Raw genomic sequence first — 24,632 nt, 5'->3', positions numbered from 1 at the left:
TAAAAGACCGCCCCGGCGGTTTTTTTTGTATTTTTATGCTAGAAATTTTGAATTTATTATTTTTGTACTTGAAATAACATAAATGAAGAAATATTTAAAGCTGCTCCGTGTAGAGCAATGGGTGAAAAACCTTTTTGTATTTGTCCCTCTTTTCTTTTCAGGCAATATTACCAACATAGATCTGCTTACCAAAAGCATTTTCGCATTTGTTATATTTTCGCTTGCGGCCAGTGTTGTGTATATCCTGAATGATTACAATGATATTGAAGCAGACAGAAAACATCCTGAAAAAAGGAGAAGACCTTTAGCCAGTGGAGCTATTTCAAAAGCAACAGCTATAGGAATTCTTATCGGTCTGGTTATTACAGATATTGTTCTTGTATTTTTCACACAGCTCTACTTCCATGAGTTGCTTTGGAAGTTTGCTATCATCATAGGTTTCTATGTGATGATGAATCTGGCCTATACATTTAGACTGAAACATGTTCCGATTATCGATATCTTTATTATTGCTATAGGATTTGTACTTCGTGTATTGGCTGGAGGTTATATTACAGGCATCAGTATTTCACAATGGGCTATTCTATTAACATTTGTACTGGCACTCGTACTTGCAATTGGAAAAAGAAGGGGAGAGTTGATCAACGCACAGGTTTCAGGAAAAACAAGAAAGGCATTGGATGGCTATAATGTTCAGTTTGCAGATATTGCATTATCCATTTCTATTACACTGGCTATTGTGTGTTACCTGATGTTTACCCTGTCTCCGGAAGTTCAGGAAAGATTCCATGAAAGAGTTTTTTATACGGTAATCTTCGTGGTTTTTGCCTTATTAAGATACCTTCAGCAGACTTTGGTCTACAACAGAACGGAGTCTCCTACAAAAATTGTGTACCGGGACCGTTATATACAGGTTACCCTGGTACTTTGGGTAGCTGCATTTTTAATTCAAATTTATTTTAAGAAATGAAGCCGAATTTCACACAGAAAGTTACAAACTGGGGTAATTTCCCGGTAGTAGAGAAAGAAATGAGATCAGAGGACAGTTTCAAAAAAATAAAAGAATTTGTACTCAATCACAATGAAATTATTGCCAGAGGAAACGGAAGATGTTATGGAGATGCTTCGTTGGGAGAATCTATATTTTCAACAAAAAAATTAAATAAGTTTATCAATTTTGACCGTTTAAACGGAGTGATAGAATGTGAATCCGGAGTGCTGCTTTCAGATGTTCTGGAAATTGCTGTTCCGCAGGGATATTTTCTGTATGTTACTCCGGGTACAAAATTTGTATCAGTAGGAGGCGCTATAGCTTCTGATGTTCACGGAAAAAACCATCATGCAGAAGGGTGTTTTTCAGAATATGTGATTGAATTTAAACTCATGACCGAGAGCGGGGAAATTATTACCTGTTCCAGAGAAGAAAATTCAGAGAAGTTCTGGGCTACCATTGGTGGAATGGGACTTACAGGGATTATTCTTACGGCAAAATTTAAGCTTAAAAATATAGAATCCGCATACATTCGTCAGGAAAGTATCAAAGCAGAAAATCTGGATGAGATCTTTAAACTGTTTGATGAAAGTGAAAACTGGACTTATACCGTTGCATGGATTGATTGTCTTCAGAAAGGAAAAAACATTGGAAGAAGTATCCTGATGAGAGGTGAACATGCCTTTCAACATGAACTTCCCCAGAAATTTTCGAAAACTCCTTTGAGATTAAAGAAAAAATTATCACCTACAGTTCCTTTTTATTTTCCGGGATTTGTGCTGAATGCCCTTACGGTAAAAGTTTTCAACTGGCTATACTATAAAAAACAGTCTAAGAAAGAAGTTAAAAACTTTATTGATTACGAAACATTTTTCTATCCATTGGATGCTATTAATGATTGGAACAAAATCTACGGAAAATCCGGTTTTATACAATATCAGATGGTAATTCCTAAAGAAGCGGGAAAAGAAGGGATGAAAAGAATCCTTGAAACGATCGCGAAAAGCGGAAACGGATCATTCCTGGCAGTTTTAAAACTTTTTGGAAAACACAATCCGGAGGCTTACAACTCATTCCCTGTTGAAGGGTATACACTGGCTCTGGATTTTAAAGTCAATTCAAAACTGAAAAAACTGGTAGACCAGCTTGATGCAATTGTTCAGGAGTTCGGAGGAAGAATTTACCTTACCAAAGACAGTATGAGCAGATCATCGCTTACCAATTATCTGAAAAACATTCAAAATCCTAAATTTGTGTCTTTACAGCACAAAAGAATCATAAACAACAACTCATAATGATAGTTCTGGGAAGTACATCTGAAGTGGCACAGGCTTTTGTGGAAAAAGCACTTCAGGAAGGAGAAAAGTTTGAAAAAATCTATCTTTTTACCTCAAATAAAGAAACTACAGAACGCTTCGCAAGACATATTGATGTGAAGTTTCTGCAGCAGGCAGAAGTTATTGAACTGGATCTGACCAAAGAAATTGATTACAACAGATTTGATAATATCAATTCAAATGTATTATTTTGTGCCGTAGGATATTTGGGAGAAGGAACAGAAGAAGGACTGTATGACAACAGGAATACGGAACGGATCATAGACATTAATTATTCAAAACTGGTTCCTGTAATGAATTATTTTGCTCATAAATTTGAAAGCAGAAGATCCGGAACGATCATTGGGCTCTCATCAGTAGCAGGAGACAGGGGAAGACAGAGTAATTTCATCTATGGAAGTGCAAAAGCAGCATTTACAGCCTATTTGAGTGGCTTGAGAAACTATCTTTTTGACAAAAAAGTACACGTTCTCACGATAAAACCAGGGTTTATGGCAACCAAAATGACAGAAGGCCTGCCTTTGAACCCGAAACTGACAGCAACACCGAAACAGGCGGCTGCCTGTATTTATAAAGCCTTCAAAAAGGAGAAAAACGTGGCATATGTTTTGCCGGTTTGGAGTATTATTATGATGATTATCAGGAATATACCTGAGTTTATATTCAAGAAATTAAAGCTTTAAGAAGAAATGAAAAAGTTGTATTGTTTTGATTTTGACGGAACTTTGACCTATAAGGATACTATGTTTATGTACCTTAAATTCTACGATTCTACAAAATACCGGATACAATTTTTAAGACATGTACCGCTTTTTATTCTGTTGAAGTTAAAGCTTGCCGAAACAGAAAAAGTGAAAAAAAGTTTTATCGGGTCTATTTTAAAAGGGCAGACCCAGGAAAAGATCGAAATGAAATCTAAACAGTTTTTTGAACTTCACTATCCTAAAATTGTAAGGGAAAATGCATTAGACTTTATAAAAAATATCGATAGGAATAATACACAAAGTTTATTGGTAACCGCATCCTTAGATATTTGGGTAAAGCCTTTCGCTGAGGAACTTAAAATGGAGCTTGTTTCTACGCGGGCAGAGTTTAAGAACGGAATTTTCACTGGAAATTTTGTAGGGAAAAACTGTAACGGGAAAGAAAAACTGGTAAGAATTAAAGAAGAAATAAACAATTCTAAGTACGATAAAATTATTGCATTTGGGGATACTTCCGGGGATCGGGCAATGTTGAAATGGGCAAATGAGGGACATTATCAATTTTTTCACTAATTTTGGAAGATAAAATTGTAAAAAATGAAAAGCCTGTTAATTGCATGTGCAGTAATATTGATGAGCTGTGCAAGCGCTTCATCTCAGAAGTCTTCTGCTATGCAGGGAAATACTGAACTCCTTGTTTCTGAATCTCAGGGAGGAACAGATAAACCTGGCTTTAAGATTATTGAAAACGAAAAAGAGTTTCGTAACATTATCCAGGGAAGTTTTGGTATCGTAGATCTGGGAAAAGAATCTTATATCAAATATCCTCAGTTTCCGAAAAATAAGAAAGTCGTTTTATACAATTTGGGAACCTTCAGATCAGGAAGCCACAAAATTGAAGAAATCAAAGGAGTATCTGTGAAAAATCAAATTCTCTATGTAGAAGTTCCGGCTGGAGAACCTTCCGGTGGTATGGAAATTCAGGTGATCTCCAGCCCATGGTTTATTTTTACTGTTCCCACAGATTACAAGTTTACCTCCGTAGAATTAAAATATTCAAAATAATAATGGATAAAGTATATTTAGATAATGCCGCAACCACTCCGCTTGCAGAAGAAGTTATAGATGCAATGGTGGGCACTATGAAGATGAATTTCGGAAACCCGTCTTCAACGCACAGCTTTGGCCAGGAAGCAAAAATACTTATTGAAAATGTAAGAAGACAGGTTGCAGACTATCTTCATGTAACTCCTGCTGAAATTATTTTTACATCCTGTGGGACCGAATCCAACAATATGATCATCAAATCCTCGGTAGAACACCTTGGAGTAGAAAGGATCATCAGCTCTCCTCTGGAACATAAATGTGTTTCTGAAAGTATTCTGGACATGAAAAGCAGAAAAGGAGTAGAAGTAAACTACATCCGTCCGAATGAGAAAGGAGATATTGACCTTACAAAATTAGAAGAGCTGTTAAAAGCTTCAGATAAAAAAACATTGGTAAGCTTAATGCATGCCAACAACGAAATCGGAAATATCATTAATCTTAAACAAGTTGCCCAGCTGTGCAAAGAGCATCATGCACTTTTCCACTCAGATACTGTACAGACGATGGCTCATATGAATCTTGATTTCTCTGATATTCCTGTAGACTTCGCTTCCTGTAGTGCCCATAAGTTTCACGGGCCAAAAGGAGCTGGATTTGCGTTTATCAGAAAGGCAACAGGTTTAAAAGGAATTATTACCGGAGGACCTCAGGAAAGAAGCCTTAGAGCCGGAACAGAAAATGTGAGTGGTATCGTAGGATTGGGTAAAGCGTTAGAGCTTTCTCTGAATCATATGGATGAGTATACCAACCATATGCAGGATATTAAAGATTATGCAATCGAAAGACTTTCTGCTGAAATTGAAGGAATTAAATTCAATGGAAGAAGTGCTGAAAAAGAAAACAGTCTTTATACAGTTTTAAGTGCGTTGTTGCCATACAAAAATCCATTGATAGGGCTTCAGCTGGATATGAAAGGAATTGCAATCTCTCAGGGGAGTGCTTGTTCATCAGGAGCTTCAAAACCTTCAATGGTGATGATGATGGTACTTTCTGAAGACGAAATGGATCATTGTACACCATTGAGAATCTCTTTCAGCCATATGACGACTAAAGCGGATATCGATAGATTGGTGAATGCTCTGAAAGAAATTTCAAGTGACTACACTATAGAAAAAACTAATGTTGAGCATAGATAGTCTTGTGCGCTAAATATCGTAATTTTGAACATCCGATAAAGGATTAAAAGAAAAATAATATTAATTAAAATAAAAGAAACAAAATGGCTTTAGAAATTACAGACAGCTCATTTCAGGATACGGTTTTAAAATCAGACAAACCGGTATTAGTAGACTTCTGGGCGGTATGGTGTGGACCATGCAGAACTTTAGGACCAATCATCGAAGAAGTTGCTTCAGATTTTGAAGGAAAAGCAATCGTTGGGAAAGTGGATGTAGATAACAACCAGGAGATTTCTATGCAGTATGGAATCAGAAATATCCCTACAGTTCTTATTTTTAAGAACGGAGAAGTAGTAGATAAATTAGTAGGTGTAGCTCCAAAAGAGGTAATCGCTGAAAAATTAAGCGCTCACTTATAAAAAAATAAGTTTGATAATGAATGCCTTCCAGTATTGGGAGGCATTTTTTCTAAAATAATTTGCAGATAACAAAAAAAGGTGTAATTTTGCAACCACGAAAAAGAAACGACGTTCTTTAAAAAAATGATCCGGTAGTTCAGCTGGTTAGAATGCCGCCCTGTCACGGCGGAGGTCGCGGGTTCGAGTCCCGTCCGGATCGCAGAAGTTTTTCTCAATTTACTTTTAAAAAATTGATCCGGTAGTTCAGCTGGTTAGAATGCCGCCCTGTCACGGCGGAGGTCGCGGGTTCGAGTCCCGTCCGGATCGCAGAAGTTTTCTCAATTTCTTTTTAAAAAAATTGATCCGGTAGTTCAGCTGGTTAGAATGCCGCCCTGTCACGGCGGAGGTCGCGGGTTCGAGTCCCGTCCGGATCGCAGAAGTTTTCTCAATTTACTTTTAAAAAAATTGATCCGGTAGTTCAGCTGGTTAGAATGCCGCCCTGTCACGGCGGAGGTCGCGGGTTCGAGTCCCGTCCGGATCGCAACTGCAATATGAAAGTAGTATAAAATACTGTAAAATATATGTTTTACAGTATTTTTTTTGTTTTACGTGGGTTCTAAAAAAAGTGGAGAATTGTTCAGATACGAAGGTGGGGATAGAAGATAATGTCTGTATATGGCGGTTGGTTTACGAACCTTTTTAATAATGTTACTTTTGGAATTTTGTTTTAAAATGTTAATTTATATTTTAAAACAAAATTAACTTGTACTACTAAAAATATTAATAATAATTATTACCTTCGTCCAATAATAAAAGCCACTGAATGTTGAATTAATGAAAAGGGTATTTTAGGTTTATTTGTATATGGGGGACATTTTTAAAATCAGGGATTTAAGGTATATACCCAGATGGTCGGTATTTTTTATCGACGTTTCAGTTATTTTCTTTTCTGTTTTAGTTACGTATTTGTTATTAAAAAGTCTGGGGGTAAAACTTAACTTTATTGAATATCAAAATGAAAAAATATTTTCAGTAATTATTGTTAATATTCTGTTTATACTCCTGTTCAAAACATATGCGGGAATTATAAGGCACTCTACTTTCTTTGATTTTTGTAAAATTTTGTGGTCTTCGGGTAGTGCTCTTATTACATTGCTGGGGATGAATTTTATATCTGGACTGGCATTGGGTAAACCTCTCTTTTTATATCCGGTTCTGTTTTTATTTTTCTTGATTTCTATTTTTCTGATGTTCTTTTTCAGAATGATAACCAAGCAGTTTTTTTCTGTATTTATGAATCCTAAGGATGCTTCGTCCAAGGAAAGGGTTGCTGTTGTAGGGATAGGGGGTGCTTCTGTTTCATTAGCGAATGCTATTATTCATAATCCTGATCATCCATACCAGCTGGCAGGATTTCTTAGTGCGAGATCAGATTCTAAGAAAGCAATGCTGCTAGGTCATAAGATTTATAATAAAAAGCAGTTTATTAAAAGCAATTTGAGAGAACAGTTTGATGCGGTTTTGATCAAAGATATGATGACAAAGCGGGAAATGGAAGAATGGACAGCCCTCGCATTGGATAATGGATTGAAAGTATTAAAAGCACCTGTAGCCAGTATAATAAAGGAAGATGATGTTGTAAGAGGTATTCGCCCGCTTAAGATTGAAGATTTACTCAATCGTCCGGCCATTAAAATAGAGGGGGAAGAGGTAAGAAGTTTCCATGTTAATAAAACTATTTTAGTAACCGGCGCCGCCGGGTCTATAGGAAGTGAAATAGTAAGACAGGTTGCACAATTGAATTCATCGCTTATTGTGGTGGTTGATCAGGCGGAATCTCCTTTATATGAACTGCAGCTTGAGTTACTGGAGAAATTCCCGAATCAAAAATTCAAATTTGTATTGGCGGATATTTCAAATTATTCCAGAATCGAAAAACTGTTTGATGATTATCAGTTTTCAATAGTTTATCATGCTGCGGCATACAAACACGTACCTTTAATAGAAGATAATCCTCATGAAGCTATTTTTGTGAACATTGGAGGAACTAAAAACTTAGCTCTTTTATCAAAAAAATATAACGTTAAGCGTTTTGTGATGGTATCTACCGATAAAGCTGTTAACCCAACCAACGTAATGGGAGCTTCCAAAAGGGCTGCTGAACTCTTTGTACAGTCTTTACAAAATTCCCCGGAGAACACAACAAAATTTATTACTACACGTTTTGGAAATGTATTGGGTTCCAACGGTTCTGTAATCCCACATTTTAAAAAACAAATTGAAAAAGGTGGTCCGGTTACGATTACTCATCCTGATATTATTCGTTATTTTATGACTATTCCGGAAGCCTGCGAACTTGTACTTCAGGCAGGAACAATGGGACAAGGTGGTGAGATCTATGTTTTTGATATGGGCAAACCGGTTAAAATCCTGGATCTGGCAGAAAGAATGATCAAATTATCAGGGTATACACCGGGTGTTGATATTAAAATTGATTTTATAGGCTTACGACCTGGTGAAAAGTTGTATGAAGAGCTTTTAACTGATAACTCCACAACTATTCCTACCCATCATGAGAAAATTATGATATCCAGAGACCCACTGATGGAGTTTGAAGATATAGATACTTTGTGTCAACAGATTATCATGTCAGCAATGAATAAGGATAATTTACAAATCGTGAAAATATTAAAAGTCATTGTACCGGAATTTATAAGCAATAATTCGGAATTTGAAGTTCTGGATAAAATATCTGAGCATGAAGTATATAAGTAAAGTATATAAATGAAATTAATGAAAAAAATAGTGTAAAATAATATTTTTCGTTATTTTATTTCCAAACGGAATGAAAATTGCTAGAAAAAGAATTGATTTAAATATAGGTGTTAAAATACACTTCGCATCAGTAAAAACTAATACTATAGAATCTTAAATAAAATTGAAGTTAACTCAAGTGGACTTAGAACAAAAACATATGAATAAAACTATTATTGCATATATATTACTGTTGTCGGTTACTTTACTATCATGTAGACCGAAGCAAAATATGGTATATATATCGAAACATAATATGGAAGAGGAAGTTGCAAAAGCAAAGTTCCAGGGCTTACATATTCAGGAAGGAGATGTACTTTTAATTCTTGTTTCTGCACTGGATGAAGTTGCAGTAAAACCATTTAATCTTAACACTACAAATAAGGTAGGAAGCACTTCAAATGCCGGAATAAATCAATATGCGCAACCAAGTGAGTATTTGGTAAATGAGGAAGGGAATATATATTTTCCTGTAATAGGGAATGTATATGCTAAAGGAATGACACAGATACAGCTGAAAAATGACTTGGAGGCCCGACTTAAGAGGTATCTTACAGATCCTATGGTAAGCATTACTCTGAAAAATTTCAATGTAAGTATCTTAGGTGAAGTTAAAAATCCGGGACAGAAAGAAAGTGTTTCCCAAAAGATTAACATCTTTCAGGCATTAGGTCTTGCTGGTGATATGACAGATTTCGGAGACCGTACCAATGTAAAGCTAATTCGTACGGGAGAGGATGGTACTGATCAGATTGCTAATGTTGACCTTACCAGATCTGATATTGTAAGTTCTCCGTACTATTATATGAAACAAAATGACATATTATATGTACAGCCGGACAAAAACAAACAGGTTCAGGCTAACTCGAATCCAAACAGAGCTCTTACATTCCAGATTATTGGTGCATTATTAACGGCGGGTACGCTTATTATTGCCTTAACACGAAGATAGAATATGCAGAAGATAGAATTTCAGGAAAAGGAAGATAGTTTGAATCTAAGAAAAGTTATCTCTCAATACCTATATAAATGGCCATGGTTTGTTGCCTCTATTTTAGTTTTTGTCATAGGAGCTTACATTTATCTTAGATACAGTGTACCTCAATATGAATCAACAACGGTCCTTAAATTTGATAAAAAGCAAAGTAATCTTTCCTCGGCATTGTCTGATCTGGAGAATCTTGGGATGGGCTTAGGTAATGCTGATGAGTTGAAAAGTGAAGGAGCTGTTGTTACTTCAAGGCCTATTCTCATGGAGGTTGTGAAAAATCTTAATCTTAGTGTAGAATATTTCAATACAGGAGAAATTAAAGATTCACAACTATTTAGTAAAATCCCAGTTGTTGCAAAAGTATTATCATATAATAATAATGAGAATTTTAAATTTTCAGAATATACAATGATAGATTTAAAGGGGGATGAGTTTACGCTTCAGAATGAAAAAAAAGCGACCTTTAAAGGTAAGTTCAATATTCCTCTGAATTTAGATTTTGGAATAGTGATGTTTCAGAGAAATTCTGCTTTTCCGTTTAAATCAAAGTATAAAATAATTTTTTGGAATCCTATTGAGAAAGTAAAAAAATTAGAGAAAAAGATTGAGATAAATTTACCAGATGAAAAAGCCATGCTAATGGAGATAAACCTGATAGGATCTCTTCCTGAAAAATCGGAGGCTATTCTTAATGAGGTGACTAAGCAATATAATCTGGATGGTCAGAAAGATAAAAATTTACAGGCTCAGAATACTCAGGAATTCATCGACAAAAGACTGGAAGTGATTACCAAAGACCTTTCAGGGGTAGAAAATCAAAAAGAAGATTTTGAGAACCGTAACCGTATTGTAGACATCCAGGCACAGGCAGAGCTGGCATTACAGAATACAAGTGACAATACTAAAGTTCTCCTTCAGCAGCAGGCTCAGCTGGATCTTCTGAATTCACTTTCAGGAGAAGCTTCAAAAGGTAATAACCAGCTTATGCCATCCAACCTTGGGTTGAATCCTTCACTGGAACAAACAATATCTCAGTATAATTCATTGATTATCAGTAGAAATAAAACTCTTAAGCAAGCAACCAACGAAAACCCTGCTGTTATAGAAATGAACAGGGAAATTGCTTCTTTAAAGGAAGTAATACGTGATAATATCCGTGAGCAGAAGCAGACCGTGCAGACAGGTATTTCTCAGCTGCAGAACCAGATCAATACTAACAATAGTATGATTGAAAAAGTTCCAGGACAGTCTAAAGTCTATAGAGGAATTGAACGTCAGCAAAATCTTAAAGAGCAGTTATTTTTATTTCTTCTTCAGAAAAGAGAAGAAAACGCAATCAATCTATCAGTAAATGTACCGAAAGCTAAAATTGTGAATCCTGCATTTACAGAGGATATTCCTGTATCTCCTAAAAAAGATATTATCCTTTTAGGAGCGTTATTGCTTGGTGTATTATTTCCTTTTGCAGTTTTATATTTCCTTTTCATGCTGGATGATAAGATTTATACAAGAGATGATATTAAAGAACGTTCAGAATTGGGTGTATTGGTAGATATTCCTTCACTTAAGGATAATGAAAACCATTTGATACAGAAAAACGATTTTTCCGAGTTGGCTGAAGCCTTCAGGGTACTCGTTTCCAATTTGAAATTTGTATTACCGGTAAAAGATACAGCTAAAGTGGTTATGGTAACTTCTTCGGTAAAAGGGGAGGGGAAAACCCTGGTTTCTGTAAATCTTGCGCTTACTATTGCCAATAAAAATTCAAGAGCACTTCTGATAGGTTCTGACATCCGTAACCCGCAGATTCAGCGATATGACAGTGAGCCAACCAAAAGAAAAGGTCTTACAGAATATTTATATGATAATTCTGTAAATGTTGAAGAACTTATCCATACGTCTACTACCAATCCATCATGTGATGTCATTTATGCCGGAGCAATTCCTCCTAACCCTCAGGAGCTGCTTTCTAACGGAAGATATCAAAAACTTATTGAGGAAATGTCATCTCAATATGCTTATATCATTATAGACTCTGCACCGCTTATGCTGGTATCGGATACTCTTAGCATTGTTGATACGGCAGATGCAACATTATATGTTGTAAGATCCGGAGTATCAAGAAATATTTTGATAGATTTTGCTAATGATCTGGTGAGAGACTCTAAGTTGAAGAATGTATCTTTTGTCGTTAATGATGTTTCGAAACGTGCAGGAGGTTACGGATACAACTATAGTTATGGATATGGCTACAGTCAAACAAATGATAAAAAAAGTTGGTGGAGGAAAATCTTCAAATCATAAAAATGAATAAAATTTTAATTACAGGTGGAGCGGGTTTTATCGGTTCTAACTTAACAGAGTATTTTTTAAATAAAGGTTATTATGTAGTGTGCTTGGACAATTTCGCAACTGGGCACCGTCATAATATTGAACCTTTCCTTGAAAATCCAAACTATCAGCTTATCGAAGGAGATATCCGTGATTTGGAAGTTTGTCAGAAGGCAGTGGAAAATGTAGATTATATTCTACACCAGGCCGCACTCGGCTCAGTTCCCAGATCTATTAAGGATCCTATTACAAGTAACGATGTGAATGTTTCAGGATTTTTAAATATGCTGACTGCTGCACGCGATGCCAAAGTAAAACGTTTTGTATATGCTGCTTCCTCATCTACCTATGGTGATTCTGCATCATTGCCTAAAGTGGAAGATGTTATCGGAAGACCATTATCACCATACGCTATTACCAAATATGTGAATGAATTGTATGCAGATGTATTCGGAAAAACTTACGGATTGGAATGCATTGGCTTGAGATATTTTAATGTATTTGGAAGGAGACAGGATCCTAACGGAGCTTATGCTGCTGTGATCCCTTTATTCATAAAACAACTAATCAACCATGAATCACCGAAAATTAACGGTACAGGAGATTTTTCCCGTGATTTTACATACATCGACAACGTAATTCAGATGAATGAGCTGGCCATGCTTACTGAAAATCCGGATGCCGTGAATACAGTTTATAATACGGCAGTGGGTGATCGTACAACATTGAATGATCTGATTGGATATCTTAAAAAATATCTTAGCGAATTTGATGGAGAGATTGCCAACATTGATGCTGTTCATGGTCCGAATCGTGTAGGGGATATTCCACACTCACTGGCATCAGTTGAAAAAGCAGAAAAATTGTTAGGATATAAACCTAGCCATAATATAGATAAAGGTTTAAAAGAAGCTATTAACTGGTATTGGACAAATTTAAAGTAAACATTTTTTAATTGAATCTTTATGAAGAAAGAACATAAAATTGCTATTATAGGGCTAGGATACGTAGGATTGCCTTTAGCCCGCTTGTTTGCCACTCAATATCCGGTTGTAGGTTTTGATATCAATCAGAAAAGGATTGCAGAATTGAATACGGGGGTAGACAGTACTCTGGAAGTGGAAAATGAAGTATTGGAATCTGTATTAATTCAGAATAATCCTTTTAATCAGGGAGCTGAAAAAGGATTATATTGTTCAGCTGATATCAAGGATATTCAGGATGCAGACATTTACGTTATTACTGTCCCAACTCCGGTGGATCAACATAACCGACCTGACCTTACTCCGCTTTATAAAGCCTCAGAAACTGTAGGAAAAGTATTATCCGCAGGAGATATAGTGATTTATGAATCTACGGTATATCCCGGAGCTACTGAGGAAGAATGTATCCCTGTTCTGGAAAAAGTTTCAGGAATGGTGTTTAACAAAGACTTCTTTGCAGGATATTCTCCTGAGCGTATTAACCCCGGTGATAAGGAACATACTGTTGAAAAGATCTTAAAAGTTACCTCGGGCTCAACACCTGAAATCGGGGAAATAGTAAATGATTTATATCAGTCTGTAATCGTTGCGGGGACTCATTTGGCTCCAACAATCAAGGTTGCAGAAGCTGCCAAAGTAATTGAAAATTCACAAAGGGATATTAATATTGCCTTTGTAAATGAATTGGCAAAAATATTCAATCTTTTAGATATTGATACTCATGCAGTATTGGAAGCAGCAGGAACCAAATGGAACTTTTTACCTTTCAAACCAGGATTGGTAGGAGGGCACTGTATTGGTGTAGACCCTTATTATCTGGCTCAGAAAGCGCAGGAAAAAGGATATCATCCTGAAATTATATTGGCAGGGCGCCGTCTTAATGATTCCATGGGACAATATGTAGCTTCCCAGTTATTGAAAACCATGATTAAAAACAAGGTAACGATTAATGGAGCCACAGTTTTGAATTTAGGAATAACTTTTAAGGAAAATTGCCCTGATGTACGTAATACGAAAGCGGTAGATGTGATTCATGGGCTTGAAGACTATGCTTTACAGGTAACTACTTTTGACCCGTGGGCTAATCCTGATGAAGTAAAACATGAATACGGATTGGAGGTTGTGAATGAAATTCCACAGGAAAAATATGATGCCATTATCCTTACCGTTGCGCATAAACAATTCAATGATCTGGATTTAAAAAATCATTTGAAAGAAAATGGAATAATTTATGACGTAAAAGGAATCTTAGAAGAAAGTCATTCAAGATTATAATAAATATGAACTAAATAAATATTTATTACTATAATAATGAATAGCAATACTTTACTAAAAAGTACATTAATATATACCATTGGTAATTTTGGATCTAAGATTTTATCTTTTCTATTAATTCCTATTTATTCCTACTACCTTTCCAGGAAAGAATTAGGGGAATATGACTTAGTGCTCACTAGTGTCAATTTATTAGTTCCTTTTGTTTCTTTGCAGATGAATGAGGCCATTTATCGCTGGTTTCTGGACAAGGAAAACGAAAAAGAAAATTATATTGATAATATTTTTAAGCAATGTAGTATTCTGCTATTGATTTCCTTCATCAGCTTTGAACTGTTGCTTTATCTAGCGGGGTACTTTTATCATATTCCTTACCAGAAAGAATTGTCACTGCTGATTATAAGCTCCTGTTTATTGCCTTTTTTTCAGCAAATATTAAGAGGATTGGGGTTAACGAGATACTATTCATTTATAGGGATTATAAATAGTTTTTTTATATTTTCCTTTAGTTTACTTTTCTTACTGACAGATATATTTCATGATAAGGTACAGGGAATATTTTATGCACTTTTTATCAGTAATTTTATTGCAATTTTATTGATGTTGTTTAAGGTAAGCTTCCTGTTTAAGAAATATGTTAGTATAAAAATTAATTATCCATTACAAAAGCAGATTCTATTTTACTCACTTCCATTAATATTGAACTCTATAAGCTGGTGGGTCATCAATGCTTCAGACAGATATATTATTTTAAAATTTCTGACAATAGAGGATAATGGTATTTATGCCGTTTCTGCAAGACTTCCCGCTATTCTGACGATCTTTAATACCGTCTTTATGCTGGCCTGGCAGGATATGGCAATCTCCGGAAATGATCCCAATAATCCCTTTTTCTCAAAGCTGTTTAATAAATATATTGCTGTAAATATTGGATTATCAACTATTTTAATAGCTGCGACCCCATTAATTACGGAAATTTTATTTGATTCAAAATTTTATGAATCCTGGAAATATGCTACTCTTCTGTATATAGGATCTTGTTTTTCTTCAATTTCCGGCTTTTTAGGCGCTATTTACCTGAAAACGAAATCAACGAAGGGGATTTTTATTACAAGTATGATAGGAGCATTGGTGAATGTATTTATTTCAATGGCTTTTATTAAGTATATTGGTCTTTATGCACCTGCTTTAGGAACATTTGTCAGCTTCTTTGTTATGTTTGTTATAAGATATAGACAAACTGCTGAGATCTTAAAATTGGATATAGATATTAAGTCTTTTATCATACAGCTGTTGGTAGTTTTTGGTATAATTATTCTGTTATACGTCAACAGTAGCCATTTAATTTCAATATCATTAACGGTATTGTCGTTGTGCCTGTTCGGTTATTTTAATAAAGATATTTTTAAAAAAGTCTTTAATAAACTAAATTCTCTAAAAAAATAAATATGAATTCCAATAAAGAAAATATAAGACAATTAAAAAATATAATATCTGCTCAGCTTACTCCTCTCATTGATAATGATTTTATCCTGTTGGATATACCTAACCACAGAAATATTGGAGATTCTTTAATTTGGAAAGGAGAATTAGAATTTTTTAAAACATTAGCTCATAAATGTATTGGGCAGTACAACAGATATACTTTCAAAAAAAGTGATATAAAATCTGAGAAGATAATTATTCTGCTGCACGGAGGAGGAAACTTTGGTGATATATATGAATCAAGTCAAAGTTTCAAAAGATATATCATTGAAAATTTTCCTAATAATAGGATTATTGTTCTGCCTCAAACAGTACATTACAATAGCGAAGCAAATTTAAAAAGAGATTTTGCTATTTTCAACAATCATCGTGATCTTCACGTATTGGTAAGAGACCAGCCTTCATATGATACTTTAAAAGCTAATTTTAATGAAGAAAAATTAAAATTAGCACCGGATATGGCTTTCTTTTTAGATTTTGATGCTGATATTAAGACCAATTCTCCTGAAACGAGAAAGAACTTATATCTGAACAGAACTGATGCAGAAGCAAGTAAAGATTCTTTTCAGAATGTCATTGAAGGTGAATATGATATAAAAGATTGGCCAACTTACAATTCTTCCTCAAAGAGAATGAATACCATTACCAATTATGTAGAAGCTCTGGACGGTAAGCTTTCAAAAGTCATCAAGTATCTGCCCGCCTCTTCTTTAATAATTGATAATGCTTACGGATTCAAAAAGAAGAATGGAATGGATCTGCACATCAACCGCGGAAAGGAGTTCATCAATCAATATCATAAAGTATATACAACCCGTTTGCATGGTTTGATCCTCAGTATCTTATTGGATAAAGAAGTTGTTATCTTAGATAACGTTTATGGGAAAAGTAAAAATTTTTACGATGCATGGCTGAAGAATTTTAATAATGTTAAACTTTATGTAAAAAATGAGTCCTAAAATTTCGGTAATTTTACCTGCATATAATGCTGAACAGTATCTTAGAACAGCGATAGACAGTATCCTGGCACAAAGTTTTAAAGACTTTGAATTGCTGGTTATTAATGACGGCTCCATAGATTTTACAAAAGAAATCATATTAAGCTATAATGATGATAGGATAAGATACATTGAAAATGAAAAGAATTTAGGATTAATAGAAACTTTGAATAAAGGGATCTTATTATCAAAAGGTGAATATATTGCCAGAATGGATGCTGATGATATATGCCATTCATTGCGTTTTCAAATGCAGATAGATTTCATGGAGAAGAATCCGGAATATATTATCTGTAGTTCATCCAGAAAGGAATTTGCCGATTCTATTTCTCATTTTCACCTGAGTGTGCTTCCGGTTGATGATACATCAATTAGAATACATTCAATTTTCAGTACCCCTTTTACCCATCCGGCAGTGATGTTCAGGGCAGGTATAATTAAAGAGAACAATCTTTTTTTTGAAAAGGATTATAAGTATGCTGAAGATTATCAATTGTGGATTAAAATTCTGCAATATGGCAAAGGATATAATTTTAGAATGCCTTTGTTGTATTATAGAGATACTCCCAATAGCCAGACCAATATCGGTTCCGGCCAGATAGAACAGAGAAAGAGAACAATATCTAATATTCAGCAGCTGGCTTTACAGCAGCAGAATATTATTTTAGACCAAAAAGAATTAGATTTTATTTATATTCTGTCTTTATCTGATAAGATTAGAAATATTAGTTTTGAAGACTTTTCAGTGGATTTTATTCTTTCCTTTTTTAAGAAGCTATCTTTAGACCTGAAATCAAATTATCCGAATAATAAATTCAATGTTAATTGTGTTTTAGGTAAAAGATATCTTAAAATTTTATTATTTAACTTAAAAAGGTTGCCATTTACTCAGTTAATGAAGTTAGCATTTAGTAAATTAACTTTTTTTGGAATATATGAATTGATAAATGAAAAGATTGGAAATAAATAATACTATAGATAAATTCACAAAATCTGATTACCTTATAGGTACATCTATATGTTTTGTGATTTCAATATTATATATGTTTAATTTAAACCAGATAGTAGTAGGCGGTTTATCTATTCTATTATTTCTTTTTTACTTTAATCGTATACGTAAAAGGGCTACCGTTAATGAAGCACTTACTATTTGTTTAATATTAACTTTACCTTTCAGCTTCAGCCCTTTAGTGGGAAGTAGCTTTTTCAGCCTTTTTATTATTATTCAATTTATATTTATCTGTGTATTACTTACCAGTAACTTTTCTTCAAAAAAGAACTTGCTCATTCAAATTTTAGGGCTAGGGTTATTGTTGTTTTGTTTGGGTGTTTATTTTTTTAATCAGTCCAATTATCCGAAAATTTTGGTCGAAACATTGATAAAAACACTGTTATTTTTACTAATAATTATAATAGCGTTAATCAAGTTAAAAATGTCCGACCTGACTGTTTCTTCGATGATGAAATTCTATGTTTTCGCAGCATCAGTGGCAGGTTTAATGGTATTAATTCAATATCTGTCTTTGAAAATCCTTGGAATAAATTATCTGGGCGTTCAGAATCAGTTTGGTAAATCCAGAACTGGTTTTGCCGGTCTGTTTTATGATTATAGTATTTCATCTATCTATTTATCAAGCGCCTCTTTGATCTTATTTTATGGATTCTTAACTAAGAGGTACATCATTAATTATAAATGGAGTATCATTTTCATGCTTTTTACTGTTGGAACCAGTGTATTAACTTCCGGAAGATCCGGTATAGCAGCTCTTTTTATAGCTCTTTTCTTTTTACTTATATACCTGAGGAATATAAAAATTATTGTGATATCATTAATTGTGGGTTTTCCCCTGATTAAAACCATATTATACATATATTCTTTAAATAGAACAACCAATTTATCTAATGATTCCGGACGTTTAGACAATTATTTGAATGCCCTGAACTATTTTTATAAAAACTTCTGGTTTGGTTCCAGGTTTTTGGGCTTTAGTGAGACTTCAAAATCTATGTTACCCCATAATTTTATTTTAGATTTTCTGGTGCAGTATGGAGTTATTTTTACCTTGCTGCTATTATTATTTCTAATTGTTGTATGGTTTAAGGGTTTAAAAAGACAACCGATTTTGTTTTTTCTTTTTTTATTGATGCTTGTTGGAGGAAACTTCCATGCATCATTTATAAATACACATTATATAGTTATCCCACTTATTCTGATTATCGGAACACTCAATAATAATGAAAGTATATCATATAATAAATAGTTTAAGATTTGGCGGTGCTGAAAGATTAGTAGTTGATCTTTGCACCGAGTTATCTGAAGGAGGTTCAGACGAAATACACTTGTTATTATTAGACGATATTGATACCTCTCTAAAAAAAGAAGTAGAAAATAATGGGAAAATAAAAATTGAAGTAATTCCTTCAAAAAGTCTATATGACATCCGGATACCTTTTTTTATAAGTAAAATAGTGGCACATGCGGATGTTATACATTTGCATTTATTTCCTACACTATATTGGGGAGTATTGTCTAAACTTTTCTTTTCTGGAAAGCAAAAGTTAATATTTACAGAACATAGTACCGAAAATAACAGAAGGTCTAAATGGTATTTTAAAAGAATAGAAAAATTTATTTACTCCAAATTAAATTCTATTATCTGTATTTCGGAATCCACAGAAAAAAATCTTATTCAACATTTGGGATCTGAGTTTAAGGCGAAAATGAAGGTCATAAATAATGGAGTAAATCTTAGTAGATTTTATAATTCAAAAGCTCATTCCCGGACAGCGTATAATTTATCTGATAAAGATTTTTTATTAATACAGGTAGCAAGTTTTAGAGCTGCCAAAGACCAGCCTACCTTGATCAGGGCACTTACATTGTTACCTTCTCATGTAAAAGCAATGTTCGTAGGAGACGGGCCGGAGTTAGAAAACTGCAAAGAACTTGTTAAGAATAGTGGTTTGGAAAATAGAGCCTTTTTTTTAGGTAACCAGGCCAATATTGCTGAGCTCATCAAAATGAGCGATGTAGTGGTGGTATCATCACATTATGAAGGTTTTGGTATTGTAGCAGTAGAAGGTATGGCGTGTAATAAGCCTGTGGTTGCTTCAAATGTTCCGGGACTTTCAGAAGTAGTTTCAGAATATGGAATATTATTTGATGGAGGAAAGGAGAAAGATTTAGTTGAAGTAATTGAAAAATTACATTCAAATTCATCTTTTTACAACACAACTGCCGAAAAATGTTTTTATAGATCAAAAAATTTCTCAATTGAAGAAATTGCAAAATATTATCGTGAAATATATTATACATTATGAGAAGCCTATTAATTTCTTTACTTATAGTTAATTTATCATGTGCGCAGGGAAAGTTTAGTTACAAAGATGTCCCTGATACTTATATTAAAAAAACTGAAGTTACTTCATCTTTCAATACTTTAAAAGCAAAATCTTTTGAAGCTGTAAAACTTCTTCCCAATAATTACAAAAAAGACGGATCAGAAGATTATACAGCATATATTCAAAAAGCAATTAATGAAAATGTAACTGTTTTACTACCCAATTTCCCTATTTTAGTTAATGATAAAGGACTTCAACTAAAAGATAATACTACCTTATTATTTGATGATAATTCTCAATTGAAACTGAAGGCATCCAATAATCAGGGGTATGCTATAATTGATATTACAGGAAAGAAAAATGTCAGTATATATAACCCTGATATTGTAGGAGATAGAACTGTTCATACAGGGAAAACAGGAGAATGGGGTATGGGAATAAATATTAAAGATGCTGTAAATGTAAAAGTTTATAATCCTGTCATCAAAGACTGTTGGGGAGATGGTATCTATATAGGGGGGAATGGTTTCTCCAATAATATTTCTGTAATAGGCGGTCTTATTGATAATAACCGAAGAAACGGAATTTCTGTTATAAGCGGGGACAATATTTTGCTGCAGAATTTAGTGGTTTCAAATACAAATGGAGCTAATCCTAAAACCGGTATAGATATAGAACCTAATACTCCTGATAATAAAAAAGTAAATATCTCATTACAATCAATTATAACATTTAATAATGAGGTGAGCGGGCTTGCCTTTTATTTAGCTAGGTTAAGAGGGGATACTAACGCCAACAACGTTAATGTGGTTATTGAAAATTTTAAAGATTTTTATTCCAAAAGTGGAATTTCCTATTCTAACCAGAAAAATGATTCTAAAAAGAAATTGATGGGGAATATTGTTTTTTCAGGTATTGACTTAAAATACAACAAAGTACCTTTTAATTTCTTATACAAGAATTCATCTTTGGATAATATTAATTTGAAGGTAAATGATTTTAAATCTGATCATAAAGATAATAAAGGAATTGTAACGGATTTACAAAAATTTTCACAGCAAAAAATAAAATACAATCAATAATTACTTTTGTTTTTGAAATGAAAAAATATAATATACAAAATATACTTATTTCATAAATAATAATAATTTTTCCCAAAAAAGTGATAATGGAAAGATTTTTGCTTGTGGTATATTGCTTAAAAAGACTTAAAATTGAAATAGAAATTTTTTAATATTCCCGGATGTTAAAAATATAATGAAATTGCTTATGAAACTTGAAAAACTGAAATATTCTGTAAACAATCAAATCATCTAACGTAGAATAGATGACATCAAGGTATTCAATTACCAATAAATAGCTGGCGAAGATGTGAAGATGATGCACATTTATCTCTGCCACAAAGCTATTAAATCTCAAAAAACACGTAAACAAACCGGAAAATTAATGATTTTCCCGGACAGTAATGATGCAATGTTAATCCAAAACTAAGTTCTGTTTGAAACAAAGTTTTGGATTGGTAGTGGTTCATAAAGTAATATATTGTCTTTTGTAAAATCACAAATAAGTGAATTGAAAATAAATGAGTAAAAAACAACAACACACAATAGATTTATGAGAAATTTATTAATTAGTTCTAGATTTTATAGAAATAATAATAAAAAAAATGGAAGAGTTGAAAACTAAATTGGTACGGATTACAACAGTGCCGCTTTCTTTAAAAATTCTACTGAAAGGGCAGCATCGGTTTATGTCAGAGCATTTTGATGTAATAGGCGTTTCCTCACCAGGTAAGGAACTGGATGAAGTGAAAAAAGATGAAGAAATAGACGTAATAGCGATTGATATGTCTCGTAAGATTACTCCTCTTAAAGATATCAAATCTTTATGGAGTACTTATCGGTTTTTAAGAAAGGAGAAACCACAAATTGTTCATACCCATACCCCTAAAGCTGGTATTGTAGGGATGTTGGCCGCAAAAATGGCAGGAGTTCCTCATAGGCTGCATACAGTAGCAGGTTTACCATTGATGGAGGTAACAGGGGTGAAACGTCAGGTTTTAGATCTTGTTGAAAAATTAACCTATGCTTCTGCAACCCAGGTGTACCCAAATTCAAAAGGGCTGTCTGATTATATCATTGAGCACAAATATACAGACAAATACAAGCTTAAAGTAATCGGAAACGGTTCATCAAACGGAATTGATACTTCATTCTTTTCACCCGAACAGGTTTCAGATGATCAGAAAAGTCTTCTAAAACAACAATTGAAAATAAAAGACACAGATTTCGTTTTCGTGTTTGTAGGGCGTTTGGTGGGAGACAAAGGAATTAATGAACTGATAAAAGCATTTTCTGCTTTAAATAAACAGGAAAATCAGCAGCGTTCAAAATTATTGCTGGTAGGTCCTTTGGAACAGGAGCTGGATCCGTTATATCCGGAAACATTAAATGAAATAGAAAATAACCCGGACATTGTCTCTGTAGGTTTTCAGAAAGATGTTCGTCCTTATTTTGCGATTTCTGATGCACTGGTTTTTCCAAGCTATCGCGAGGGGTTCCCTAATGTAGTGATGCAGGCCGGAGCAATGGAATTGCCAAGTATAGTTTCTGATATCAATGGATGCAATGAAATCATTGTAGAAAACGAGAATGGAGTAATTGTTCCTGTAAAAGACAGCGAAAGTCTTAGAGAAGAAATGGAGAAAATGATCTTAGACAAAGATTATTATCAGAAATTAAAAAAGAATGCACGACCGATGATTGAAGATCGATTCGAGCAGTCTGTGATTTGGAACGCTATATTAAGCGAATACAGGAAACTGATTAAAGAAAGAGAATTTCGTGCTTAAGATTAAATAAGATGCGTAGTGTTTTAGAGTTATATTTTAAAATGCCTGTATTTTAAAACAATAAGAATGTTGATTTTGTGTGTGTTTTATAATCAATTTTCTTCAATGTTCTGAGTGTAACCTGCTAAGAGGTGTTTAGAACAGTTATATCTGAAATTTTTATATTTGAAAATGTGTATTTTACAAATAGCTTTAAAAGAAAAGGAATAGGTTCCTTTGGAAAAACTAAAAAAAGCTATATATTTGCACCAGTTAAAAACAAACGCTCGTAGATTGTTTACGAAAGTGATTTATCAGATCATTTACTAAATAAGAGAGTTACTTAAAGCAGATGGATAGGGTATTTCTGAAAATCAGAAATTCGGTCCGGATTGTAAAAGTTTTGTCAATTTACCTTAAAAAAAATTGATCCGGTAGTTCAGCTGGTTAGAATGCCGCCCTGTCACGGCGGAGGTCGCGGGTTCGAGTCCCGTCCGGATCGCAACTATTCAATCAAAATAGTACAAAATGCTGTAAAATAGATGTTTTACAGCATTTTTTGTTTTGTGCATGTTCCAAATGGAGCTAAAAAACCACAATCTGGAAGTGACCTATTCAGTGACCTGTTAGAAAGGTTGAAAAAAGGTCACTAAAAAGTAAGAAAAAAGCCTGTTCATGGGCTTTATTCAGAAATTGAACATCTTGTGGGAAGTTTTTAATGATTTTAATTTGAAATTTTTAAAAACGATACGTATGAATAAGACATTCAACCTGCTTTTTTATCTCAAAAAAGCTAAAATCAACACTCAGGGAAAAGCACCCATCTACATGAGAATTACTATTGACGGAAAAATTTCTGAGATCAGTACAAAACAGACTGTATTACCTTCTAAATACACTTTTAAATGAAGAAAAACGAAATCTCTATTTTGAGAAATTGGGTATTTCAAAAGCTGTAGTACAGGAATCACTATTTAATAATGCACTCCGGGTTAATAAATGTTTAGGTAATACTCCGGATATTCATTTACTTTTTTTAAATTTTCTTGAAAGAGGCAACAGATAAGTTTACAATATGTTAATGTATGACCATAAGTTTGTGATAGCTTAATTTTTATCTTTGGCACGCCTTATCAAATATTATACTATGGAAAAATTAACAATCTATTGTTTTCCTTTTGCGGGAGGGAACAAATACTCTTACAGGGGATTTATTGCACATGCTCCTGCTTCGCTTGATTTTGTTCCGTTAGAGTGGCCGGGAAGGGGAGCACGTTTTAAAGAACCTATCTTAAATGATTTGAATGCTATTGTTGAGGATGCTTTTAATAATATTAAAAATCAATTAGACTGGAATCAGCCTTATGCTTTTTATGGACACAGCATGGGGGCAACTGTTGGTTTTTTGGTAGCTCAAAAAATTGTCCAATCGTCATTGCCCAAACCTCTTCATTTATTCTTTACAGGGCGGTCTGCACCGTCGGTTAAACGAAGTAAGGGACACTTTCACTTGTTACCTAAAGCCCAATTTATTCAAAAAGTAAGAGAGTTGGGTGGGATGCCTGAAGAAATTCTGGAAAACAGTGATTTGATGGATTTTGTTGAACCGATTCTGCGAGCCGATTTTGAAGCCTTGGAAAAACATGATTATCAACCAGCAGAACCGCTTGATATCCCTATTGATATTGTGATTGGCACTAAAGAAGATATCAGTATAGAACAGGCATTTGCCTGGAAAAAAGAGAGTACAGCATCGGTTCAGATAAAACAACTGGATGGTGACCACTTCTTTATTTTCAACCACTCCTTACATATGATGCAGTTTATGACAGAAAAATTAAAGGTAACTGCATATAAAGCTAACCTCAAATAGAAAACATATACAGATATTACTCTTTTCCCATATACTGCTAACCTTCTTAGCCACT

21 protein-coding genes and 5 tRNA genes are annotated in these 24,632 nt (G+C 33.9%); all 26 read left to right on the top strand.

What is annotated here, in order from left to right; genetic code table 11:
• Positions 1 to 82: 82 nt before the first annotated feature.
• The 26 genes from FN817_RS17275 (at position 83) to FN817_RS17150 (ending at position 24,577) form a co-directional block, all read left to right on the top strand.
• Complete coding sequence (locus FN817_RS17275) at positions 83 to 970, top strand: decaprenyl-phosphate phosphoribosyltransferase (RefSeq protein WP_142719028.1); 888 nt, start codon at positions 83 to 85, stop codon at positions 968 to 970.
• Positions 967 to 2,286: an FAD-binding oxidoreductase gene (locus FN817_RS17270; protein WP_142719027.1), complete on the top strand. Its 1,320-nt coding sequence runs from the start codon at positions 967 to 969 to the stop codon at positions 2,284 to 2,286. The genes FN817_RS17275 and FN817_RS17270 overlap by 4 nt, the downstream gene beginning before the upstream one ends.
• Positions 2,286 to 3,011, top strand: a complete 726-nt coding sequence (locus tag FN817_RS17265) for an SDR family NAD(P)-dependent oxidoreductase (protein WP_142719026.1) — start codon at positions 2,286 to 2,288, stop codon at positions 3,009 to 3,011. The genes FN817_RS17270 and FN817_RS17265 overlap by 1 nt, the downstream gene beginning before the upstream one ends.
• A 6-nt stretch (positions 3,012 to 3,017) precedes the next feature.
• On the top strand, positions 3,018 to 3,605 hold the full coding sequence (locus FN817_RS17260) for an HAD family hydrolase (protein ID WP_142719025.1): 588 nt from the start codon (positions 3,018 to 3,020) through the stop codon (positions 3,603 to 3,605).
• A 24-nt stretch (positions 3,606 to 3,629) separates the two neighbouring features.
• Complete coding sequence (locus tag FN817_RS17255) at positions 3,630 to 4,097, top strand: hypothetical protein (protein WP_142719024.1); 468 nt, start codon at positions 3,630 to 3,632, stop codon at positions 4,095 to 4,097.
• Positions 4,098 to 4,099: 2 nt separating this feature from the next.
• Positions 4,100 to 5,275 (top strand): cysteine desulfurase family protein, encoded by a 1,176-nt coding sequence (locus tag FN817_RS17250; RefSeq protein ID WP_142719023.1) that lies wholly within the window; start codon positions 4,100 to 4,102, stop codon positions 5,273 to 5,275.
• A gap of 83 nt (positions 5,276 to 5,358) precedes the next feature.
• Positions 5,359 to 5,676, top strand: coding sequence for a thioredoxin (trxA, locus tag FN817_RS17245; protein WP_047380983.1), 318 nt, complete (start codon positions 5,359 to 5,361; stop codon positions 5,674 to 5,676).
• Positions 5,677 to 5,801: 125 nt separating this feature from the next.
• A tRNA-Asp gene (locus tag FN817_RS17240) sits at positions 5,802 to 5,875 on the top strand.
• 33 nt (positions 5,876 to 5,908) lie between these two features.
• Positions 5,909 to 5,982, top strand: a tRNA-Asp gene (locus FN817_RS17235).
• Positions 5,983 to 6,015: 33 nt separating this feature from the next.
• Positions 6,016 to 6,089: transfer RNA gene (locus FN817_RS17230), tRNA-Asp, on the top strand.
• A gap of 33 nt (positions 6,090 to 6,122) precedes the next feature.
• Positions 6,123 to 6,196: transfer RNA gene (locus FN817_RS17225), tRNA-Asp, on the top strand.
• Between the two features lie 323 nt (positions 6,197 to 6,519).
• Positions 6,520 to 8,430: a polysaccharide biosynthesis protein gene (locus FN817_RS17220; protein WP_142719022.1), complete on the top strand. Its 1,911-nt coding sequence runs from the start codon at positions 6,520 to 6,522 to the stop codon at positions 8,428 to 8,430.
• Between the two features lie 271 nt (positions 8,431 to 8,701).
• The gene (locus FN817_RS17215; RefSeq protein ID WP_228451592.1) at positions 8,702 to 9,421 is read left to right on the top strand and encodes a polysaccharide biosynthesis/export family protein; all 720 of its coding nucleotides are present in this window, start codon (positions 8,702 to 8,704) and stop codon (positions 9,419 to 9,421) included.
• Between the two features lie 3 nt (positions 9,422 to 9,424).
• Positions 9,425 to 11,764, top strand: coding sequence for a GumC family protein (locus FN817_RS17210; protein ID WP_142719020.1), 2,340 nt, complete (start codon positions 9,425 to 9,427; stop codon positions 11,762 to 11,764).
• Positions 11,765 to 11,766: 2 nt separating this feature from the next.
• Positions 11,767 to 12,735: an SDR family oxidoreductase gene (locus FN817_RS17205; protein ID WP_142719019.1), complete on the top strand. Its 969-nt coding sequence runs from the start codon at positions 11,767 to 11,769 to the stop codon at positions 12,733 to 12,735.
• Between the two features lie 21 nt (positions 12,736 to 12,756).
• The gene (locus FN817_RS17200) at positions 12,757 to 14,049 is read left to right on the top strand and encodes a nucleotide sugar dehydrogenase (RefSeq protein ID WP_142719018.1); all 1,293 of its coding nucleotides are present in this window, start codon (positions 12,757 to 12,759) and stop codon (positions 14,047 to 14,049) included.
• A 36-nt stretch (positions 14,050 to 14,085) separates the two neighbouring features.
• Positions 14,086 to 15,495 carry a lipopolysaccharide biosynthesis protein gene (locus FN817_RS17195; RefSeq protein WP_142719017.1) on the top strand — a complete coding sequence of 470 codons (1,410 nt, stop codon included), beginning with the start codon at positions 14,086 to 14,088 and terminating at the stop codon, positions 15,493 to 15,495.
• 2 nt (positions 15,496 to 15,497) lie between these two features.
• Positions 15,498 to 16,493 carry a polysaccharide pyruvyl transferase family protein gene (locus tag FN817_RS17190; RefSeq protein WP_142719016.1) on the top strand — a complete coding sequence of 332 codons (996 nt, stop codon included), beginning with the start codon at positions 15,498 to 15,500 and terminating at the stop codon, positions 16,491 to 16,493.
• Positions 16,483 to 17,502, top strand: a complete 1,020-nt coding sequence (locus FN817_RS17185) for a glycosyltransferase family 2 protein (RefSeq protein WP_142719015.1) — start codon at positions 16,483 to 16,485, stop codon at positions 17,500 to 17,502. The genes FN817_RS17190 and FN817_RS17185 overlap by 11 nt, the downstream gene beginning before the upstream one ends.
• Entirely contained in the window at positions 17,480 to 18,793 is a 1,314-nt protein-coding gene (locus tag FN817_RS17180; protein WP_142719014.1) for an O-antigen ligase family protein, read from the top strand. Before FN817_RS17185 ends, FN817_RS17180 begins: the two co-directional genes overlap by 23 nt.
• A complete protein-coding gene (locus FN817_RS17175; RefSeq protein ID WP_142719013.1) occupies positions 18,768 to 19,853 on the top strand; it encodes a glycosyltransferase in 1,086 nt (361 codons plus the stop codon). The genes FN817_RS17180 and FN817_RS17175 overlap by 26 nt, the downstream gene beginning before the upstream one ends.
• Positions 19,850 to 20,956, top strand: coding sequence for a right-handed parallel beta-helix repeat-containing protein (locus FN817_RS17170; RefSeq protein WP_142719012.1), 1,107 nt, complete (start codon positions 19,850 to 19,852; stop codon positions 20,954 to 20,956). The genes FN817_RS17175 and FN817_RS17170 overlap by 4 nt, the downstream gene beginning before the upstream one ends.
• A gap of 584 nt (positions 20,957 to 21,540) precedes the next feature.
• Entirely contained in the window at positions 21,541 to 22,725 is a 1,185-nt protein-coding gene (locus FN817_RS17165; RefSeq protein ID WP_142719011.1) for a glycosyltransferase family 4 protein, read from the top strand.
• A 407-nt stretch (positions 22,726 to 23,132) separates the two neighbouring features.
• Positions 23,133 to 23,206, top strand: a tRNA-Asp gene (locus FN817_RS17160).
• Positions 23,207 to 23,457: 251 nt separating this feature from the next.
• On the top strand, positions 23,458 to 23,613 hold the full coding sequence (locus tag FN817_RS17155; RefSeq protein ID WP_142719010.1) for an Arm DNA-binding domain-containing protein: 156 nt from the start codon (positions 23,458 to 23,460) through the stop codon (positions 23,611 to 23,613).
• Between the two features lie 238 nt (positions 23,614 to 23,851).
• Positions 23,852 to 24,577, top strand: a complete 726-nt coding sequence (locus FN817_RS17150; protein WP_142719009.1) for a thioesterase II family protein — start codon at positions 23,852 to 23,854, stop codon at positions 24,575 to 24,577.
• The last annotated feature ends 55 nt before the right edge of the window (positions 24,578 to 24,632 follow it).

Origin of the sequence: Chryseobacterium rhizoplanae (assembly GCF_900182655.1) — a bacterium.
Classification (GTDB): domain Bacteria; phylum Bacteroidota; class Bacteroidia; order Flavobacteriales; family Weeksellaceae; genus Chryseobacterium; species Chryseobacterium rhizoplanae.
This window is presented reverse-complemented; position numbering and strand designations above follow the sequence as displayed.

What these genes read in the sequence shown, in the direction of transcription:
- FN817_RS17195 (WP_142719017.1), top strand. Translation starts at nt 14,086, where the DNA reads ATGAATAGCAATACTTTACTAAAAAGTACATTAATATATACCATTGGT.
- trxA (WP_047380983.1), top strand. Translation starts at nt 5,359, where the DNA reads ATGGCTTTAGAAATTACAGACAGCTCATTTCAGGATACGGTTTTAAAA.
- FN817_RS17180 (WP_142719014.1), top strand. Translation starts at nt 17,480, where the DNA reads ATGAAAAGATTGGAAATAAATAATACTATAGATAAATTCACAAAATCT.
- FN817_RS17275 (WP_142719028.1), top strand. Translation starts at nt 83, where the DNA reads ATGAAGAAATATTTAAAGCTGCTCCGTGTAGAGCAATGGGTGAAAAAC.
- FN817_RS17220 (WP_142719022.1), top strand. Translation starts at nt 6,520, where the DNA reads ATGGGGGACATTTTTAAAATCAGGGATTTAAGGTATATACCCAGATGG.
- FN817_RS17200 (WP_142719018.1), top strand. Translation starts at nt 12,757, where the DNA reads ATGAAGAAAGAACATAAAATTGCTATTATAGGGCTAGGATACGTAGGA.
- FN817_RS17265 (WP_142719026.1), top strand. Translation starts at nt 2,286, where the DNA reads ATGATAGTTCTGGGAAGTACATCTGAAGTGGCACAGGCTTTTGTGGAA.
- FN817_RS17205 (WP_142719019.1), top strand. Translation starts at nt 11,767, where the DNA reads ATGAATAAAATTTTAATTACAGGTGGAGCGGGTTTTATCGGTTCTAAC.
- FN817_RS17170 (WP_142719012.1), top strand. Translation starts at nt 19,850, where the DNA reads ATGAGAAGCCTATTAATTTCTTTACTTATAGTTAATTTATCATGTGCG.
- FN817_RS17250 (WP_142719023.1), top strand. Translation starts at nt 4,100, where the DNA reads ATGGATAAAGTATATTTAGATAATGCCGCAACCACTCCGCTTGCAGAA.
- FN817_RS17260 (WP_142719025.1), top strand. Translation starts at nt 3,018, where the DNA reads ATGAAAAAGTTGTATTGTTTTGATTTTGACGGAACTTTGACCTATAAG.
- FN817_RS17175 (WP_142719013.1), top strand. Translation starts at nt 18,768, where the DNA reads ATGAAAGTATATCATATAATAAATAGTTTAAGATTTGGCGGTGCTGAA.
- FN817_RS17190 (WP_142719016.1), top strand. Translation starts at nt 15,498, where the DNA reads ATGAATTCCAATAAAGAAAATATAAGACAATTAAAAAATATAATATCT.
- FN817_RS17255 (WP_142719024.1), top strand. Translation starts at nt 3,630, where the DNA reads ATGAAAAGCCTGTTAATTGCATGTGCAGTAATATTGATGAGCTGTGCA.
- FN817_RS17210 (WP_142719020.1), top strand. Translation starts at nt 9,425, where the DNA reads ATGCAGAAGATAGAATTTCAGGAAAAGGAAGATAGTTTGAATCTAAGA.
- FN817_RS17165 (WP_142719011.1), top strand. Translation starts at nt 21,541, where the DNA reads ATGGAAGAGTTGAAAACTAAATTGGTACGGATTACAACAGTGCCGCTT.
- FN817_RS17215 (WP_228451592.1), top strand. Translation starts at nt 8,702, where the DNA reads ATGGTATATATATCGAAACATAATATGGAAGAGGAAGTTGCAAAAGCA.
- FN817_RS17150 (WP_142719009.1), top strand. Translation starts at nt 23,852, where the DNA reads ATGGAAAAATTAACAATCTATTGTTTTCCTTTTGCGGGAGGGAACAAA.
- FN817_RS17155 (WP_142719010.1), top strand. Translation starts at nt 23,458, where the DNA reads ATGAATAAGACATTCAACCTGCTTTTTTATCTCAAAAAAGCTAAAATC.
- FN817_RS17185 (WP_142719015.1), top strand. Translation starts at nt 16,483, where the DNA reads ATGAGTCCTAAAATTTCGGTAATTTTACCTGCATATAATGCTGAACAG.
- FN817_RS17270 (WP_142719027.1), top strand. Translation starts at nt 967, where the DNA reads ATGAAGCCGAATTTCACACAGAAAGTTACAAACTGGGGTAATTTCCCG.